We start from the raw sequence: 16,623 nt of genomic DNA on the forward strand, positions 1-16,623 counted from the left end.
CCTTGAGTTCTCAGACCTCGTCGACGCTCATCGCGCCCTCGTTCGGGCGGCGGGAGAGGTCGATGCCGAGCTCCTCCGCGGCGCGGAAGACGTCCTCGTCGGTGTCGCGCATCTCGATGGACATGCCGTCGCTGGAGAGCACCTCGACGTTGAGGCACAGCGACTGCATCTCCTTGATGAGCACCTTGAAGGACTCGGGAATGCCGGGCTCGGGGATGTTCTCGCCCTTGACGATGGCCTCGTAGACCTTCACGCGGCCGAGCACGTCGTCGGACTTGATGGTCAGCAGCTCCTGGAGGGCGTAGGCGGCGCCGTAGGCCTCCAGTGCCCACACCTCCATCTCACCGAAGCGCTGGCCGCCGAACTGGGCCTTACCGCCGAGCGGCTGCTGGGTGATCATGGAGTACGGGCCGGTCGAACGCGCGTGGATCTTGTCGTCGACCAGGTGGAGCAGCTTGAGGATGTAGATGTAGCCGACCGAGATCGGGTCCTTGTACGGCTCGCCGGTGCGGCCGTCGAACAGCCGCGCCTTGCCGCCCGGGCCGACCATGCGGCGGCCGTCGCGGTTCGGCAGGGTGCTCTCGATCAGGCCGGTGACGTCGTTCTCGCGGGCACCGTCGAAGACCGGCGTCGCGGTGTTGGTCCACGCCGGGGCCTCGTCGGCGCCGATCTCCTGGAGGGCGCGCTTCCACTCGGTGTCGTCGCCCTCGACCTTCCAGCCGCGGGAGGCGACCCAGCCGAGGTGGGTCTCCAGGACCTGGCCGACGTTCATGCGGCCGGGGACGCCCAGCGGGTTGAGCACGATGTCGACCGGGGTGCCGTCCTCCAGGAACGGCATGTCCTCCACCGGCAGCACCTTGGAGATGACACCCTTGTTGCCGTGCCGGCCGGCCAGCTTGTCCCCATCGGTGATCTTGCGCTTCTGCGCCACGTACACCCGGACCAGCTCGTTGACCCCCGGCGGCAGCTCGTCACCGTCGTCGCGGGAGAACACCCGCACCCCGATGACCTTGCCCTGCTCACCGTGCGGCACCTTCAGCGAGGTGTCGCGCACCTCCCGCGCCTTCTCCCCGAAGATCGCCCGCAGCAGCCGCTCCTCGGGCGTCAGCTCGGTCTCCCCCTTCGGGGTGACCTTGCCGACCAGGATGTCGCCGGGGACGACGTCGGCGCCGATCCGGATGATGCCGCGCTCGTCCAGGTCGGCCAGGACCTCTTCGGAGACGTTGGGGATGTCGCGGGTGATCTCCTCGGGGCCCAGCTTGGTGTCGCGGGCGTCGACCTCGTGCTCCTCAATGTGGATCGAGGACAGCACATCGTCCTGCACCAGGCGCTGGGACAGGATGATGGCGTCCTCGTAGTTGTGGCCCTCCCACGGCATGAACGCCACCAGCAGGTTCTTGCCCAGCGCCATCTCACCATCGTCGGTGCACGGCCCGTCGGCGATGACCTGCCCCGCCTCGACCCGCCGCCCCTCGTCCACGATGGGCTTCTGGTTGTAGCAGGTGCCCTGGTTGGAGCGCTTGAACTTGGTGACCCGGTAGGTGGTGCGGGTGCCGTCGTCGTTCATCACCGTGATGTAGTCGGCCGAGACCTCCTCGACCACACCGGCCTTCTCGGCGACGATGACATCACCGGCGTCGACCGCGGCGCGGTACTCCATGCCGGTGCCCACCAGCGGCGCCTCGCTGCGCAGCAGCGGCACCGCCTGGCGCTGCATGTTGGAACCCATCAGCGCCCGGTTGGCGTCGTCGTGCTCCAGGAACGGGATCATCGCGGTGGCGACCGAGGCCATCTGCCGCGCCGAGACGTCCATGTACTGGACCTCGTTCGGCGGCACCAGCTCGACCTCGCCGCCCTTCTTGCGGACCAGGACGCGCGCCTCGGCGAACGAGCCGTCCTCGTTGAGCGCCGAGTCGGCCTGGGCGATGACGTAGCGGTCCTCGACGTCGGCGGTCAGGTAGTCGATCTCCTCGGTGACCACGCCGTCCACGACCTTGCGGTACGGGGTCTCCACGAACCCGAACGGGTTGACCCGCCCGAACGCCGCCAGCGACCCGATCAGCCCGATGTTGGGGCCTTCGGGCGTCTCGATCGGGCACATCCGGCCGTAGTGCGAGGGGTGAACGTCACGGACCTCCATGCCCGCCCGCTCCCGCGACAGACCACCCGGGCCCAGCGCCGACAGCCGCCGCTTGTGGGTCAGACCGTCCAGCGGGTTGGTCTGCTGCATGAACTGGGAGAGCTGGCTGGTGCCGAAGAACTCCTTGATGGAGGCCACCACCGGCCGGATGTTGATCAGGGTCTGCGGCGTGATCGCCTCAACGTCCTGGGTGGTCATCCGCTCCCGGACCACCCGCTCCATCCGCGCCAGCCCCAGCCGCACCTGGTTCTGGATCAGCTCGCCCACCGTGCGCAGCCGCCGGTTGCCGAAGTGGTCGATGTCATCGACCTCGATCGGCACCGGGGCACCGCCGACAGAACCTTCTTCTTCGCCGGCGTGCAGCCGGACCAGGTACTCGATGGTGGCGACGATGTCGTCCTCGGTCAGCGTCCCCTGGTTCATGTCCAGGTCCAGACCGAGCTTCTTGTTGATCTTGTAGCGGCCGACCTTGGCCACGTCGTACCGCTTGGGGTTGAAGTACAGATTCTCCAGCAGCGTCTGCGCCGACTCCCGCGTCGGCGGCTCTCCCGGCCGCAGCTTGCGGTAGATGTCCAGCAGCGCGTCATCCTGACCGGAGGTGTGGTCCTTCTCCAGCGTCACATTGATCGACTCATACGACCCGAAACGCTCCCGGATCCGCGCCTCGTCCCATCCCAGCGCCTTCAGCAGCACCGTCACCGGCTGCTTGCGCTTGCGGTCGATGCGCACCCCGACGTTGTCGCGCTTGTCGATCTCGAACTCCAGCCACGCCCCCCGCGAGGGAATGACCCGGCATCCGTAGATGTCCTTGTCGGACGCCTTGTCCAGAGCGCGATCGAAGTACACCCCGGGCGAGCGCACCAGCTGCGACACCACCACCCGCTCGGTGCCGTTGATGATGAAGGTCCCCTTGGGCGTCATGAGCGGGAAGTCACCCATGAACACCGTCTGGCTCTTGATCTCACCGGTGGTGTTGTTGATGAACTCCGCCGTGACGAACATCGGGGCGGAGTAGGTCATGTCCTTGTCCTTGCACTCCTCCACCGAGTACTTGGGCGGCTCGAACCGGTGGTCCCGGAACGACAAGGACATCGTCCCCGAGAAGTCCTCGATCGGACTGATCTCCTCGAAGATTTCCTCAAGCCCCGACTGAGTCGGGACGCTCTTACTACCGGCCTTCTGGGCCGCCTCGACCCGGGCCTTCCACCTCTCGTTGCCCAGCAGCCAGTCAAACGAGTTGGTCTGTAGAGCAAGAAGGTCCGGGACTTCGAGCGGCTCCTTGATGCGCGCGAAGGAGACGCGGTACGGACCGGTTGTGGTATTCGAGGCGTTGCGCGAGGCTGCCAAGAGTGGTCCTTCCGAGGGCTCGCGGCGTAACTGACGACACGCACGCCAGACGATCCACGTCCGAGACCTGCTTTTTTCGGGTCTACGACAGACCCCTGCAGGGGTGCTCTCACACGCGGATAGTCAGAGGGCAGCGCAAAGGGGCAGTGTAGCCGACCGGTACACCGCTCGCAACTCTAGCGCCGCAGTATGCATCACGTTGCCATGGAGCAACGCCCCTCAGCGCCTCTCAGTCAAGAGCGGACTTGGACTTTTCGGGCCCTGACCTGCAGTGAGGAAGACCATAGTTTAGAGGACGCAGACCCCGGTGTTCGCCGGCGTCGCCCGTGGTGAAGGCCACCTTCCGGCCGAGTGGGCGCCGGGGTCGCGGGGGTCGTTCGCCGGCCGGGCGGGCGGGGTCAGGAGATGACGGTCAGTTCGGACGCCAGCCATCTGCCGTCCTTCTTCTCCATCGTCATCTTGATGCGGAGCGGCTCGGGGAGGCGCTGCCGCTCGTCGTTCTTGGTGGCGGACGAGCGGTTGGCGTAGACGAGGGTGACGACCTTGTCAGGTGCCGCGCTCACGACACCGACCTTCATCACGGTCGTGTTGGAGACGGCCTGCTGCTGGACGGCGACGGTCCTGAGTTCCTGGGCGAGCTTGTCGTACTGGGTGCGGAGCTTGCCCGTCGTCGTGGCGGACGCGGCCTTCAGGTCGGCGTCGAGCGTCTGGTAGTCGTACGACGAGAGCTTCTGGGCCGCGCGGGACGAGGCGAACGACGCCTCCTTGCTCGCCTGCTCGGTCGCCTTCTGCTCGCGGACCTTGAGGTACAGCACGGTGGTGCCGGCGCCGAGCGCGAGCACCAGGACGGCCAGGACCGCGATCACCGTCGAGAGACCGCCCATGCGGGCCCGGCGCGGCTCGTCGTCCTCGTCGTCTTCTTCCTCGTCGTCCTCGACCGGCTTCTTGAGGTTCAGGCGCCTGGTCTTCGTCGCCTTGGTCGTCGCCGGCTTCTCCTCCTCGCCGGCCTCGGCTTCGGACTCCGCCTCAACGGCGTCGTCGGCGTCGTCGTCAGCGTCGTCGTCGTCAGCGTCGTCACCGGCGGTGTCGGCGTCCTCGGGGGTTTCCGCGGCGGCAGAAACCGGCTCCGGAGCCTCTGAGTCGCCTTCTGGCGCGTCATCGTCCTTGGAAGCGACTTCGGATACCCCTTCGCCCTTTCGGGGCTTCTCTGGGGACGTGACGGTCTTTCCGGACTCCTCCGCCTCCACGGCGGCGGCCTCGTCCGCGGCTATCTGGGCCAGGCGGGCGGCCTCGCGGGCCTTGGCCGCGGCCTCCTCCGCCAGCCTCGCTGCCTCCTCGGCCTTCGCCACCTTGTCGGCCTTCACAGCCTTGTCCGGCTTGTTGTCTGCCTTGTCCGTCTTCTCGTCGGGCTTCTTCTTGCCCCGGCCAAGCATTGTCACGGGACGACCTCCAGTCCGGACACGAGCCAGCGGCCGTCGACCCGCGTGAGGTCCATCTGGTAGCGGTAGCCCTGCGGCGTACCGTTCTTCACCTTGTCGTTGGTGACGGTCCCGTTGAGGGAGACCATCACCTCGGCGGAGTCACCGTCGATCGAGACCAGGGCGGCGTCGACGTCGCTGACGGTCGACTTGGCCTTGGCCTTGGTCACCTGCTGCATGAAGGCGCTCGACTGGCTCGCCAGCTTGTTCTTCAGGTCGCCGGTGGTGCCGGCCACGATGCGGTCGAGGTCGCGCTGCGCGGTGGCGGCGTCCAGCGACATGAGGTTGACGCCCATCTGCCGCGCCGCCTGAACCGCCTTCGCCCGCTGGTCGGCCTCGTCCTTGCCCCGGAGGGAGACGACGCCGAGCCAACCGGCCGCGATCGCGAGGCCGACCACGATGACGCCGAGCGTGATCGCGGTGACCAGGGGAAGACGGCCTCTCATCGTGTCCGCCTCACTGGCTCAGGGGTCCGAGCAGGAGCCACTTCCACGAGGATTCCTCTCCCAACTGGCGTGTACCGGCGCTGCGCGGCATGACGTATCGCTTGCCGTCGGGCCCGTAGACGGCACCCGTCGTTGGATCGTATCCAGCGAATTCCACGGAATCCGCCGGATAGGACAGGATCAGCCGACCGTCCGTCAACTGGCCGGTCGGGGCCGCCGCCTTGGTCTTGGCGTCGCCCTTGCCCTTGGCCTCGGACGTCTTGCCGTCGTCCTCGGTGCCGTAGGCGCCGCCTTCGGGGAAGCCCGCGCCAGCGGTGGCGCCCGCCGGGACCTGCGGGTACGGCGCGATGGCGTCGCGCGGGAAGTTGCGGGCGCCGCGCACGGCGGTGGGGGCGTTGTGCGGGGCCTTGCAGCCGGCGTCCAGGGCCGGCTTCTTCGAGGACGTGTCCTGCGGCCAGCGGTGCTTGACCTTCTCGTAGCCCTTGGTGCAGGCGGGCGGTGCGTCGATGTTGAGCGCGAGACCCAGGTGCTGGGTGCCGTCGCCGGGCGTGACGGTGAACGCGCCGCCGACCGTCAGCGGGTACAGGATGAACAGCGTCCGCAGGCCCGCCTTACGGGACGTGATGACCTGGCCGGTCGTGGTGAGGTTCGCCAGCAGGACGGGCAGCGTCGGCGCGAGCTGGTTGATGGCCTTGTGCGTCTCGTCCACGGCGCCCGGCACGGCGTCGATGGTCTTGCGCAGGGCCGGGTCGTCGTTGCGCAGGGACGTGGTGAGCTCGTTCAGGTTGCGGGCGAAACCGCGGATGTTGGCGGCCTGCCCGCGCTGGGTGTCCAGGACGGTGACGCTGTTGTTCAGCAGCCGCTCGGTGTCGGGGTATGCCTCGTCGGCGGTCTTCAGCAGCCGGTCGGTGTCGTCCAGGATCGACTGGAGGTCCTCGGCGGAGCCGGAGAACGCCTTGTCCAGCTCGTCCACGATGATGCCGAGGTCCCTGGTGTCGACCGATCCGACGAGCGCGTCGACGTTGCGCAGCAGCTCGGCGGTGGACACCGGCAGCGTGGTGCGGCCCCTGGGGATCGTGTAGGGGTCGCCCTCGTCGAGATAGGGGCCGTTCTTCTTGGCGGGCTCCAGATCGATGTACTGCTCGCCGACCGCGGACCGGTTCGCCACGACGGCCTTGGTGCCGTCCCGGGGGATCCGCTTGCCGCGTTCGAGCAGCAGCTTGACCCGGATGCCGTCCTTGGTCAGCTCGATCGGCCCGACCCGTCCGACCGGGACGCCCCGGTAGGTGACCTCGGCGCCCGTGAAAACGCCGCCGGAGTCGGTGAGGTCGACGTAGGCGATGTACTGCTTGCCGAGCAGGTCGCGGCCCAGCCCGATGTAGTTCACCGAGACGATCGCCACGCCGACGACCGTGATGACGGCGAACGCGATCAGCTGGACGATGACGCCGCGCTTGAGGATCACGAGAGGCCCCCCGTCAGCAGGGTCCGCAGACCGCCGTCACCGGAGCCGGGGGCGAGCGCGCCCGTCCGTTCCGGGTTCGGGGTGCCGGACGTCGTCTTGGCCGGTGTGGGCGTGGAGCCGCCCGGCAGGCCCGGGACGCCCTGTCCGGGGAGTCCGCCCGTGCCGCCCGGTGTCTGCGGCAGCACGCCCAGCGGCGAGTCGGGCAGCGTCACGTTCGGCACCTGCAGCATGCCGCGCATCTGCCTGCCGCTGCCGAGCATCCCCTCCAGGTCGGTGCCGCCGAGCAGGTTGCGGGCGATGGACTCGAAGTCCAGGTCGACGGTCAGCCGCACGTTGCCGTAGTCGCCCTCGATGACGTTCTCGAACGTCGCCGGGAACGGGAAGGTGATCAGGCTCTCCAGCGACTTCGGCAGGTCGGAGCCCGCCCTGTTGAGGTTCCGCAGGATCTTGTCGAGGTCCTGCAGGTTCGCCAGCATGTCGGCCTTGGAGCGGTCGATCACGTAGGTGGTGGTGCGGCTGAGCTTGTCGAGCGCGACCAGCATCTTGGTCAGGTCGGCGCGGTTGCGGTTGAGGACGGCGATCGCCGGGCCCGTCTCGTCGATCGTGTCCTGGATCGTCCTGCGCTCGTTCGCGAGCTTGCCGCTCAGCCGGTCGATGCTGTCGAGCGCGCGGGTGATCGCGGCCCGGTTGCGGTCCAGCGTGCCGGCGAAGGTGTTGACCCGCTCCAGCACCGACCTGATCGTGGACTCGCGTCCGCCCATCGCGGCCTGCAGTTCGTGGCTGATCGTGGAGACCTGCTCCAGCCCGCCGCCGTTCAGCAGCAGCGACATCGCCGACAGCACCTCTTCGATCTCGGTGCCGCGGGAGGTGCGGTTCAGCGGGATCAGGTCGCCGGAGCCGAGGCGCCCGATCGGGGCCTCGTTCCTCGGCGGTGCGAGCTGCACGAACTTCTCGCCGAGGAGGCTGGTCTGGCCGATCGCGGCGACGGCGTTGTCCGGGAGCTTGACGTCCCCGCGCACCTTCACGGTGACGAGGGCGTGCCAGCCGCCCTTCCCGGGGGCGCCGCCGGCGAGCTCGATGTCCTCGACCTTGCCCACCGACACGTCGTTGACCTTGACCGCGGACTGCGGGACGAGGTCCAGCACATTCGCGAACTCGATCTTCACGGTCCGCGGGTTCGAGCCGAGGTCGGGGCCGCCGGGCAGCGGCAGCGACTCCACGCCGTTGAACGAGCAGCCCGACAGGGCCGTCGCCGCGGCGACCGCGGCGGCGCCCAGCAGATGGGCGCGGCGGGCGAGCCGTGTCCTGCTCATCGGCCACCTCCGGGCAGCAGCGCGCTGAGGTCCCCGGGCCCGCCGCGCGCCCCGGCCGTCGCGGTCTTGGCCGGCGTCGTGCCCGTCTTGCCGGTCTTGCCTGGCTTGCCGGACCCGCCCCGCGGGCCGTAGGCGTCCGGCGGGATCGGCACCGGGTCGTAGTGCGTGGTCAGCGCGGTGATCCAGGACAGGTCCAGGCTGAAGCCCGTCAGCGCCTTGCCGATGCCGTTGTACGGCCGGACGAAGTCGAGGCATTCCTTGGCGGGCGTGCCGACCGAGTACGCCAGCGAGCAGATCCAGTCGGCCAGGTCGTGGAACTGGCGGAAGTTGTCGCGGGTGTGGATGGTGCCGCTGATCGGGTCGTACGCGCGGGCCAGGTTGTTCACCGCGAGCGGTCCCGCGGTGAGGATCTCGGCGAGCGCGTCCTTCTCCTTCACCAGCACGCCGGTGATCTGGGCGAGCTGCCGGACGTTCGCGGCCAGTTCACCGCGGTTGTCCTTGACGAAGCGCTGCACGTTCCGCAGCGTCGGCGCGAGCGTGTTGAGGGCCGCGCTGAGCTCCTCCTTCTCCCCCGCCAGCTGCGCCGACACCCCGTTGAGGTGCCCGGTGAACGACTTGATCTGCTGGTCGTTCGCCTTCATCGCGTCGGTGATGATCCGCAGGTTCCGGATCGTGGCGGCGACGTCGCCGCGGTCGGTGCTGAGCGTGCTGAGCGCCTTGGAGGCGTCCGCGATCGTCTGCCGGATGTCCTCGCCCTGCCCGTCCAGGTTCGCGGCGCCGACCCGCAGCAGCCGCGACAGCGATCCGGTGCCGTCCTCGCCGGGCGCGTTGGCGCCCTGCGGGCCGAGCGCCTTGGAGAGGTCGTTGAGGCTGCCGCCGACCTCGTCGACCTCGACCGGGACGGCGGTGCGGCTGGTCGTCAGCGTCGCCCCGTCCGCGAGGACGGCGCCGCTCCGGTAGACGGGGGTCAGCTGGATGTAGCGGTCGGCGACGAGCGTCTGGTTGATGATGACGGCCTGCGCGTCGGCGGGCACCTTGTACTTGGCGTCGTACCTCATCTCGACCTTGACCGCGTCGCCGACGGGTTCGACGCTCGTGACCTCCCCGACCGGGATGCCGAGGATGCGGACGTCGGCGCCCTTGTAGAGGCCGACGGTCTTGGTGAAGTACACCGTCAGGCGGCGCTGCTTCGGCTCCTGGAGCACGAGCAGGAGCACGGCCACCAGCACTGCGACGGCGAGGACCGCGCCGCCGAGGCGAAGGATGGTTGCGGAGTTGCGCACTGTGACCTGCCTGCTCACGGGAGGAACGGCAACGGGTTGTCGCTCTGGTTGCCGGTCTGGTTGCCGCTCTGCTTCTGCTTCGTCCCGCCGTTCTTCGGGGCGTCCTGGATCGAGGCGGGGATCGGGACCAGGTTCTGGATCCAGGAGTCGAACCAGCGCCCGGTGCCGGTGACGTCCGAGAACTGCCGTGCGAACGGCGCGAACAGCTGCAGGATCCGGTCCAGGTTGTTCTGGTTCTTCAGCAGGATCCGGTTGACCTTCGCCAGGTTGTCCAGCATCGGCCGCAGCTGCTTGTCGTTCTCGCTGATCAGCGCGTTCACCTGCTGGGACAGGGTGACCGTGTTGATCAGCAGCTGGTGGATGACCGCGCGGCGCGCCTGCACCGCGCGCAGCACCTCGTCGCCGTCCCGGACGAGCCTGGCGAAGTCCTGGTTGCGGTCGGCGAGCAGTTGCGAGACGTCCTTGGCCTTGCCCGCCAGCTCGTGCAGCTCCTCGTCCCGGGACGCGACCGTGTTCGACAGCCGCCGCAGGCCCTCCAGCGACGCCCGGACCTCCTCCGGCGAGTTCTTGAACGTCTCCGACAGGACGTCGAACGACTTCGCGACCTGCTGGACGTCGATCGCACCGACCCGCTGGCTCAGCTCGCTGATCGCCGGAACGACCTCGAACGGCACGTGCGTCCGCTCGATCGGGATGTTGCGGCCGAGCCTGCCCCTGCCGCGCGGGGTCAGCTCCAGGTAGTGCGCGCCCAGAATCGTCTTGATCTTGATGCCGGCCTCGGTGCGCTCGCCCAGCCGCACCCCGTCGTCCACCCGGAAGGTGACCTTGACGTGGTCGCCGTCCAGGTCCAGGCCGGTGACCTTGCCGACCTTGACGCCCGCGATGCGGACCTCCTCGTCGGGCTTGAGCCCGGCCGCCTCCTTGAACGAGGCGGTGTGGGTCCGGCCGCCGGAGACGAGCGGGATGTTCTCCAGATTCATCGCCAGCGCCACCAGCAGCGCGATGATCGCGAACGCGGAGAGCCCGATGGGGACCGGGTTGCGTTGCCGGAACGGGACCCTCATCTACTTGCACCTCGCGTTCTCGTTCACGATCGCCGGTGTCTGGTAGACCGGTCCGCCCGGCAGCCGCACCCGCGCGTCGAGACCGCAGATGTACATGTTGAACCAGGACCCGTAGGACGAGATGTTGACGAGCTTCTGCAGCCGCTCCGGGCTCCGCTTGAGGCCCTTGTCGAGGTCGCCTCCGCTGGCGTTGAACGTCGCGGTCAGCTTGCGCAGCCCCGCGATGTCGTTGCGGATGCCCGGACGGGCGTCCGACAGCAGGTCCCGCGTCGTGCCGGTCAGCTCGTTGATCGCCGCGACCGAGTCGAAGATCGCCTTGCGGTCGCCGGAGACCCCGCCGACGAACCCGCGCAGATCCGTGATCAGCCGGTTGACCTCCGTGTGCCGCTCGTCGATGGTGCCGAGCACGGTGTTCAGGTTGTCGATCACCTGGCCGATGACCCGGTCCCGGTCGGCGAGCGTGTTGGTCAGCGACGCCACGTGCGCGAGCAGGCTGTTGATCGTGCCGCCCTCGCCCTGCAGCACCTGGACGATCTGCATCGCGAGCGTGTTGACGTCCTTCGGCTCCAGCGCGCGGAACAGCGGCCGGAAACCGTTGAACAGGGTCGTCAGGTCCAGTGCCGGCCTGGTCTGGGAGATCGGGATCGTCCCGCCCGGCTTCAGGTAGTCGTTGGCCTGCCCGGCGCCGTCGGTCAGCGCGAGATACCGCTGGCCCATCAGGTTGCGGTAGCGGATCTGCGCCTGCGTGGACGACGGCAGGCCCACCTTGAGCGGGCCGTCCCGCTCGACGCGGAACGTCACCTCGGCCTGGCTGCCCCGGTACAGCCGGATCTTCTCGATCTGCCCGACCCGGACGCCCGCGACCCGGACGTCGTCGTTCTCCAGCAGCCCGGTCACGTCCGAGAAGATCGCCTTGTAGCCGCGGGTCTCCCGGAACCGCACGTTGGCGATCGTCATCGCCAGCACGCCGGTGGCCACCGAGGTGATGACCACGAAGATGCCCAGCCTGATCGCCGCGCTCGTCGTCCTCACTTGATCGTCACCACCGATCCGTCCCGCAGCAGCGGACCGAACATCAGCGACGCCACGTCGGACACCTCATCGGCCGGGGTCCGCGTCGCCGGCCCGAGGACGCTGTTGAGCTGCTCCTTCGGGGACAGCGAGCCGGTGTCGACGAAGACGTTCGACAGCGCCCGGCCCCGGTCGCCGCCCCCGCCGTTCGGGTCGTCCGGGTTCTTCCACCACAGGTCGTCCTGCGTGCCGTCCAGCGCCAGGTAGTCCGGGAACGGCTTCTTCGGGTTCGGCAGGCCGTAGCAGCGCGGGTTGCGCTGGTCCCTGGCCTCCGGCTTGTCCAGCGGGTACTTGTAGCCCGGCCGCGGCTTGACGATCTCGATCGTCAGGTTGAAGGTCTTCGACCCGTTCCCGCCGGCCACCCGCTCGGACTCCGGCTTCAGCTTCATCAGCCCGGCGAACACGCACGGCAGCGACGGCGAGTACCGCGCCACCAGGCTCGCCACGTCCCGGTTCGCGATGTTCACGCCGATGATCTTCGGCCCGTTGTGCCGCATGAACGTGTCGCCGTCCTGCGCCAGCGCGGTCGTCGCCGGGATCAACTGCTCGATCGTCGCCTTCTTGTCGGTGATCGTCCGGCTGGTCACATTGAGGTTGCGCAGCGTCTGCAGCAGGTCCGGCGCCGCCGCGTAGTAGATGTCGGACACGTCCGACAGGCTGTTCAGGTCGTGCACCAGCGTGCCGAGCTGCGGGTTGATCTTCTTCAGCAGCGCGTCCGCCTGCTCCAGGTTCCGGCCGATCTGGTCGCCGCGGCCCTGCAGCGCCGTCGCCAGCGCGTTCAGCGTCGCGTTCAGCTCCGCCGGCTTCACCGCCTGCAGCAGCGGCAGCAGGTCGTTCAGCACCTTGTCGACCTCGACGGCGGCCTGGGAGCGGTCCTGCGCGATCACCGCGCCCTCGCGCAGCCCGAGCGGGGCCGGCTGGTCGGGGATCCGCAGGTCCACGTACTTCTCGCCGAACAGCGTCTTCGGCAGCAGCCGCGCCTGCACGTTCCGCGGGATCAGCTTCGCCTTGCCCGGGTCGAGCGCCAGGTGCAGCGTCGCGCCGTCCCCCGTCGCGGCGGTGCCGCGCACCTCCCCGACGATCAGCCCGCGCACCTTCACGTCCGAGTGCGGCAGCAGTTGCAGCCCGGCCCGCTCGGTCTTCACCGTCACCTCGGTGACCGGTGTGAACGCCTTGTTGTACAGCGCCACGGTCAGCGCCAGCAGCAGCGCGATCACGATGATCATCGAGATGCCGAGCACCCGGTAGCGCACACGTTCGCTCATCGCCGCGTCACCCCGCGATCCGGACGTCCGTCGAGGTGCCCCAGATCGCCATGCCGAGCAGCAGGTCCGCCACGTTGATCACGACGATGCTGGTGCGCACCGCGCGGCCCACCGCGACGCCGACGCCCGCCGGGCCGCCGCTCGCGTGGTAGCCGTAGTAGCAGTGGATCAGCATCACCAGCACCGCGAAGATGATCACTTTGCCGAACGACCACAGGATGTCGTTCGGCGGCAGGAACAGATGGAAGTAGTGGTCGTAGGTTCCGGGCGACTGCCCGTAGAACACCGTCACGATCACCCGTGTCGCGCCGTAGGAGGCGAGCAGGCCCACGGTGTACAGCGGGACGACCGCGATCATCCCGGCCAGCATCCGGGTCGTGACGAGGAACGGCATCGACGGGACGGCCATGACCTCCAGCGCGTCGATCTCGTCCGAGATCCGCATGGCGCCGAGCTGCGCGGTGAAGCCGCAGCCGACCGTCGCCGACAGCGCCAGCGCCGACACCAGCGGCGCGATCTCGCGGGTGTTGAAGTAGGACGCGACGAACCCGGTGAACGCGGCCGTGCCGATCTGGTTCAGCGACTCATAGCCCTGCAGGCCGACCTGGCTGCCGGTGAAGAACGTCATGAAGCCGACGATCACCACCGAGCCGCCGATCACCGCGAGGCCGCCGGTGCCGAGGCTCACCTCCGCCAGCAGCCGCAGCACCTCCGTGCGGTAGCGGCGCAGCACCCGGAACACCCACGCGAACGCGCGGGCGTAGAACGACAGCTGGTGCCCGAAGTCGTCCAGCCGCTGGAGCGGCGCGCCGGCCAGCCGGCCGGCCGCCTTTCCCGCCTTCGAAGGGGCAGCCATCACATCCCCTTCGACGGGACGAACTGGAAGTACAGCGTGGAGATCAGGAAGTTCTCCACGAACAGCAGCATGAACGTGATGACGACGGTCTGGTTGACCGCGTCGCCGACACCTTTCGGGCCGCCCTTGGCATTCAGGCCCTTGTAGGCGGCGACAAGGCCGGCGGTGATGCCGAACACGAACGCCTTGAACTCGGCCTGCAGCAGGTCGGGCAGTTGCGCGATCGCATTGAAGGACGCCAGGTACGCGCCCGGCGTGCCGCCCTGCAGCATGACGTTGAAGAAGTAGCCGCCGAGCAGGCCGACCACCGACACCAGGCCGTTCAAGAACAGCGCGACGAAGGCGCAGGCGAACATCCGCGGCACCACCAGGCGGTGCAGCGGGTTGATGCCCAGCACCTCCATGGCGTCGATCTCCTCGCGGATCTTGCGGGAGCCGATGTCGGCGCACATCGCCGACCCGGCGGCGCCCGCGACCAGCAGCGAGGTGACCAGCGGGCTGGCCTCCCGGACGATCGCGACCACCGCGGTCGCGCCGGTGTAGGACTGCGCACCGAGCTGCCGGATCAGCCCGCCGACCTGCAGCGACAGGATGCCGCCGAACGGGATGGCGACCAGCATGGTGGGAACCACGGTGACGCTGACGATGAACCATGCCTGCTGGACGAACTCGCGCCACTGGAACGGCCACTGGAACACCGCGCGGCCGGTGTCCAGACACAGGGCGAAGAACCGCCCGGGTTCCCTGACGACCACGTTGGCCGCGCCGTCCCCGATCTTGCGGAACGTCGCGGAAGAGCCGCCGCCCTTATCCCCTCGCTGGTCCGCGCCGATACCAGGAGTGGACATCAGTACCCTGCACCGCCCCCGGGCCGGCCAGGAGGCGGGTTGCCCGGGAACTGGCCGGGTCCGCCCGGCGGCATGCCGCCGGGCTGCCCCGCGGAGGACGCGCCGACGGGCGCCATGGACGCCACGTACCGCGGCCACTCCTCCACCCAGTTGCGGCCCAGGTCGTCGACGAACGAGCCGGGCGGCGGGGTGACGCCGTGCGCGGCGCACCACGCGCCGGGCGCGTGCATCCCGGCGCGCAGCAGCCCGTTGCTCGGCATCTGCTGCGGCGGGATCGACGGCAGCTTGCCGGGGTCGTGGCCCATCTTGGCCTCGGCCTCCAGCTCGGACTCGTCCTTCTCCTCGGACATGCCGATCGGGCCGATCTTGCTGGCGTTGAGGAACTGCCGGACGACCGGCTCCTCGCTGGACAGCAGCATCTCCCGGGGCCCGAACATCGCGAGGTGCCGCTGGTACAGCAGGCCGATGTTGTCGGGAACGGTCCGCGCCGTGTTGATGTCGTGGGTGACGATGAGGAAGGTCGCGCCGATCTGCGCGTTCAGGTCGATGAACACCTGGTTCAGGAACGCGGTGCGGACCGGGTCGAGGCCGGAGTCCGGCTCGTCCACCAGGAGGATCTCGGGGTCGAGGACGAGCGCGCGGGCGAGGCCGGCGCGCTTCTTCATACCGCCGGAGATCTCGCCGGGGAGTTTGTGCTCGGCGCCGAGGAGACCGACCATGTCCATCTTCTCAAGGACGATCCGCTTGACCTCGGACTCGGACTTCCTGGTGTGCTCGCGCAGCGGGAAGGCGATGTTGTCGAACAGGTTCATCGAGCCGAACAGGGCGCCGTCCTGGAACAGGACGCCGAAGAGCTTCCTGGTCTCGTACAGCTGCCCCTCGGGCAGATAGGGCAGGTCCCTGTCGCCGATCCAGATGTGCCCGCGGTCGGGCTTGAGGAGCCCGACGAGCGACTTCAGGAATACCGACTTGCCGGTACCGGACGGGCCCAGAAGAACGGAGATCTCACCTGCGGGAATGGTCAGCGACACGTCCTGCCAGATCACCTGGCGGCCGAAGGACTTGGTCAGGCCCTCGACTCTGATCTCGACGCCCACTCGTCACCTTTCGTCCAGGCCGGGGGAATCCCGAACCAATGAGCGAGTAGCACTCAGGCTCTTTCTGTCGTCACACGGCGTGTCCGCCGTATTGCTACCGTCCGGTAGCCGCGCCGGGTTCCACCACCGTAGCGGCCCCCCGTCCAAATGGAAGAGGTTCCTCTCCGGATCAGCGGCCGAATGCGACGTTGTAAGGCAATCGTTACTTACAACGCCTATGAGACTAGTGGTCCAAGAACCGACGTCTCAAGGGAGGGGTCCGGCCGACCGCCGAACCCGGACGGCAGGGACGGAGACCGCCTGATGTGACCACAGCGTCAGAACGGGACGGTACGCGGCCCGCAGATGACCACACAACCCGTCGCGGCACACGCTTTCACGCGGACCTTTATCACTCCGGCACAGGAAACGAAGGCCCCGGAACGCGAAGGAGGCGGCCACCCCCGAAGGGGTGACCGCCTCCGCGCAGAGCGGTGGAGCCACAGGCTCCGCGACTCTGGAGCTTGAAGAGCTCTGGAGCGTCCTTACTTGACGGTGACCGACGCGCCGGCCTTCTCCAGGGCCTCCTTGGCCTTGTCGGCCGTCTCCTTGTTGACCTTCTCCAGCAGCGGCTTCGGCGCGCCGTCGACCAGGTCCTTGGCCTCCTTGAGGCCGAGGCTCGTCAGGGCGCGAACCTCCTTGATGACCTGGATCTTCTTGTCGCCGGCGCCCTCAAGGATGACGTCGAACTCGTCCTGCGCGGCGGCCTCCTCGGCGGCCGGGGCGCCCGGCCCGCCCGGGACGGCGGCCACGGCCGCGACCGGCGCGGCGGCCTTGACGTCGAAGACCTCTTCGAACTGCTTCACGAACTCGGAGAGCTCGAGAAGGGTCATCTCCTTGAAAGCGTCGAGCAGGTCGTCGGTGCTGAGCTTCGCCATGATGTTTCCTCCGCTATGGCTTGTGATCTGGGG

General features: G+C 68.5%; 13 protein-coding genes. All 13 read right to left on the reverse strand.

Annotated features, from left to right (window positions below):
• Positions 1 to 10: 10 nt before the first annotated feature.
• The 13 genes from rpoB to rplL all read right to left on the reverse strand — a co-directional run bounded on the left by rpoB (position 11) and on the right by rplL (position 16,590).
• Positions 11 to 3,487 carry a DNA-directed RNA polymerase subunit beta gene (gene rpoB, locus AF1_RS08555; RefSeq protein WP_067794754.1) on the reverse strand — a complete coding sequence of 1,159 codons (3,477 nt, stop codon included), beginning with the start codon at positions 3,485 to 3,487 and terminating at the stop codon, positions 11 to 13.
• Between the two features lie 398 nt (positions 3,488 to 3,885).
• The gene (locus AF1_RS08560; RefSeq protein WP_131732484.1) at positions 3,886 to 4,926 is read right to left on the reverse strand and encodes a hypothetical protein; all 1,041 of its coding nucleotides are present in this window, start codon (positions 4,924 to 4,926) and stop codon (positions 3,886 to 3,888) included.
• Complete coding sequence (locus AF1_RS08565; RefSeq protein WP_067794760.1) at positions 4,923 to 5,411, reverse strand: nuclear transport factor 2 family protein; 489 nt, start codon at positions 5,409 to 5,411, stop codon at positions 4,923 to 4,925. The genes AF1_RS08560 and AF1_RS08565 overlap by 4 nt, the downstream gene beginning before the upstream one ends.
• Positions 5,412 to 5,421: 10 nt before the next feature.
• Positions 5,422 to 6,876: an MCE family protein gene (locus AF1_RS08570; RefSeq protein ID WP_067794763.1), complete on the reverse strand. Its 1,455-nt coding sequence runs from the start codon at positions 6,874 to 6,876 to the stop codon at positions 5,422 to 5,424.
• Positions 6,873 to 8,189: an MCE family protein gene (locus tag AF1_RS08575; RefSeq protein ID WP_067794766.1), complete on the reverse strand. Its 1,317-nt coding sequence runs from the start codon at positions 8,187 to 8,189 to the stop codon at positions 6,873 to 6,875. Before AF1_RS08575 ends, AF1_RS08570 begins: the two co-directional genes overlap by 4 nt.
• A complete protein-coding gene (locus tag AF1_RS08580) occupies positions 8,186 to 9,490 on the reverse strand; it encodes an MCE family protein (protein ID WP_084262600.1) in 1,305 nt (434 codons plus the stop codon). Before AF1_RS08580 ends, AF1_RS08575 begins: the two co-directional genes overlap by 4 nt.
• Positions 9,487 to 10,536 carry an MCE family protein gene (locus tag AF1_RS08585; protein WP_067794769.1) on the reverse strand — a complete coding sequence of 350 codons (1,050 nt, stop codon included), beginning with the start codon at positions 10,534 to 10,536 and terminating at the stop codon, positions 9,487 to 9,489. The genes AF1_RS08580 and AF1_RS08585 overlap by 4 nt, the downstream gene beginning before the upstream one ends.
• Positions 10,537 to 11,568, reverse strand: coding sequence for an MCE family protein (locus AF1_RS08590; RefSeq protein ID WP_084262621.1), 1,032 nt, complete (start codon positions 11,566 to 11,568; stop codon positions 10,537 to 10,539).
• Positions 11,565 to 12,872, reverse strand: a complete 1,308-nt coding sequence (locus AF1_RS08595; protein WP_067794773.1) for an MCE family protein — start codon at positions 12,870 to 12,872, stop codon at positions 11,565 to 11,567. Before AF1_RS08595 ends, AF1_RS08590 begins: the two co-directional genes overlap by 4 nt.
• 7 nt (positions 12,873 to 12,879) lie before the next feature.
• Positions 12,880 to 13,728 carry an MlaE family ABC transporter permease gene (locus AF1_RS08600; RefSeq protein WP_067794777.1) on the reverse strand — a complete coding sequence of 283 codons (849 nt, stop codon included), beginning with the start codon at positions 13,726 to 13,728 and terminating at the stop codon, positions 12,880 to 12,882.
• The gene (locus AF1_RS08605) at positions 13,728 to 14,576 is read right to left on the reverse strand and encodes an MlaE family ABC transporter permease (protein ID WP_242608698.1); all 849 of its coding nucleotides are present in this window, start codon (positions 14,574 to 14,576) and stop codon (positions 13,728 to 13,730) included. Before AF1_RS08605 ends, AF1_RS08600 begins: the two co-directional genes overlap by 1 nt.
• Positions 14,576 to 15,673 (reverse strand): ABC transporter ATP-binding protein, encoded by a 1,098-nt coding sequence (locus AF1_RS08610; RefSeq protein WP_067794779.1) that lies wholly within the window; start codon positions 15,671 to 15,673, stop codon positions 14,576 to 14,578. Before AF1_RS08610 ends, AF1_RS08605 begins: the two co-directional genes overlap by 1 nt.
• A gap of 524 nt (positions 15,674 to 16,197) precedes the next feature.
• Positions 16,198 to 16,590 (reverse strand): 50S ribosomal protein L7/L12, encoded by a 393-nt coding sequence (gene rplL / locus AF1_RS08615; RefSeq protein WP_067794782.1) that lies wholly within the window; start codon positions 16,588 to 16,590, stop codon positions 16,198 to 16,200.
• Between the last annotated feature and the right edge of the window lie 33 nt (positions 16,591 to 16,623).

The sequence above is a fragment of the Actinomadura formosensis NBRC 14204 genome (assembly GCF_001552155.1).
Taxonomy (GTDB): domain Bacteria; phylum Actinomycetota; class Actinomycetes; order Streptosporangiales; family Streptosporangiaceae; genus Spirillospora; species Spirillospora formosensis.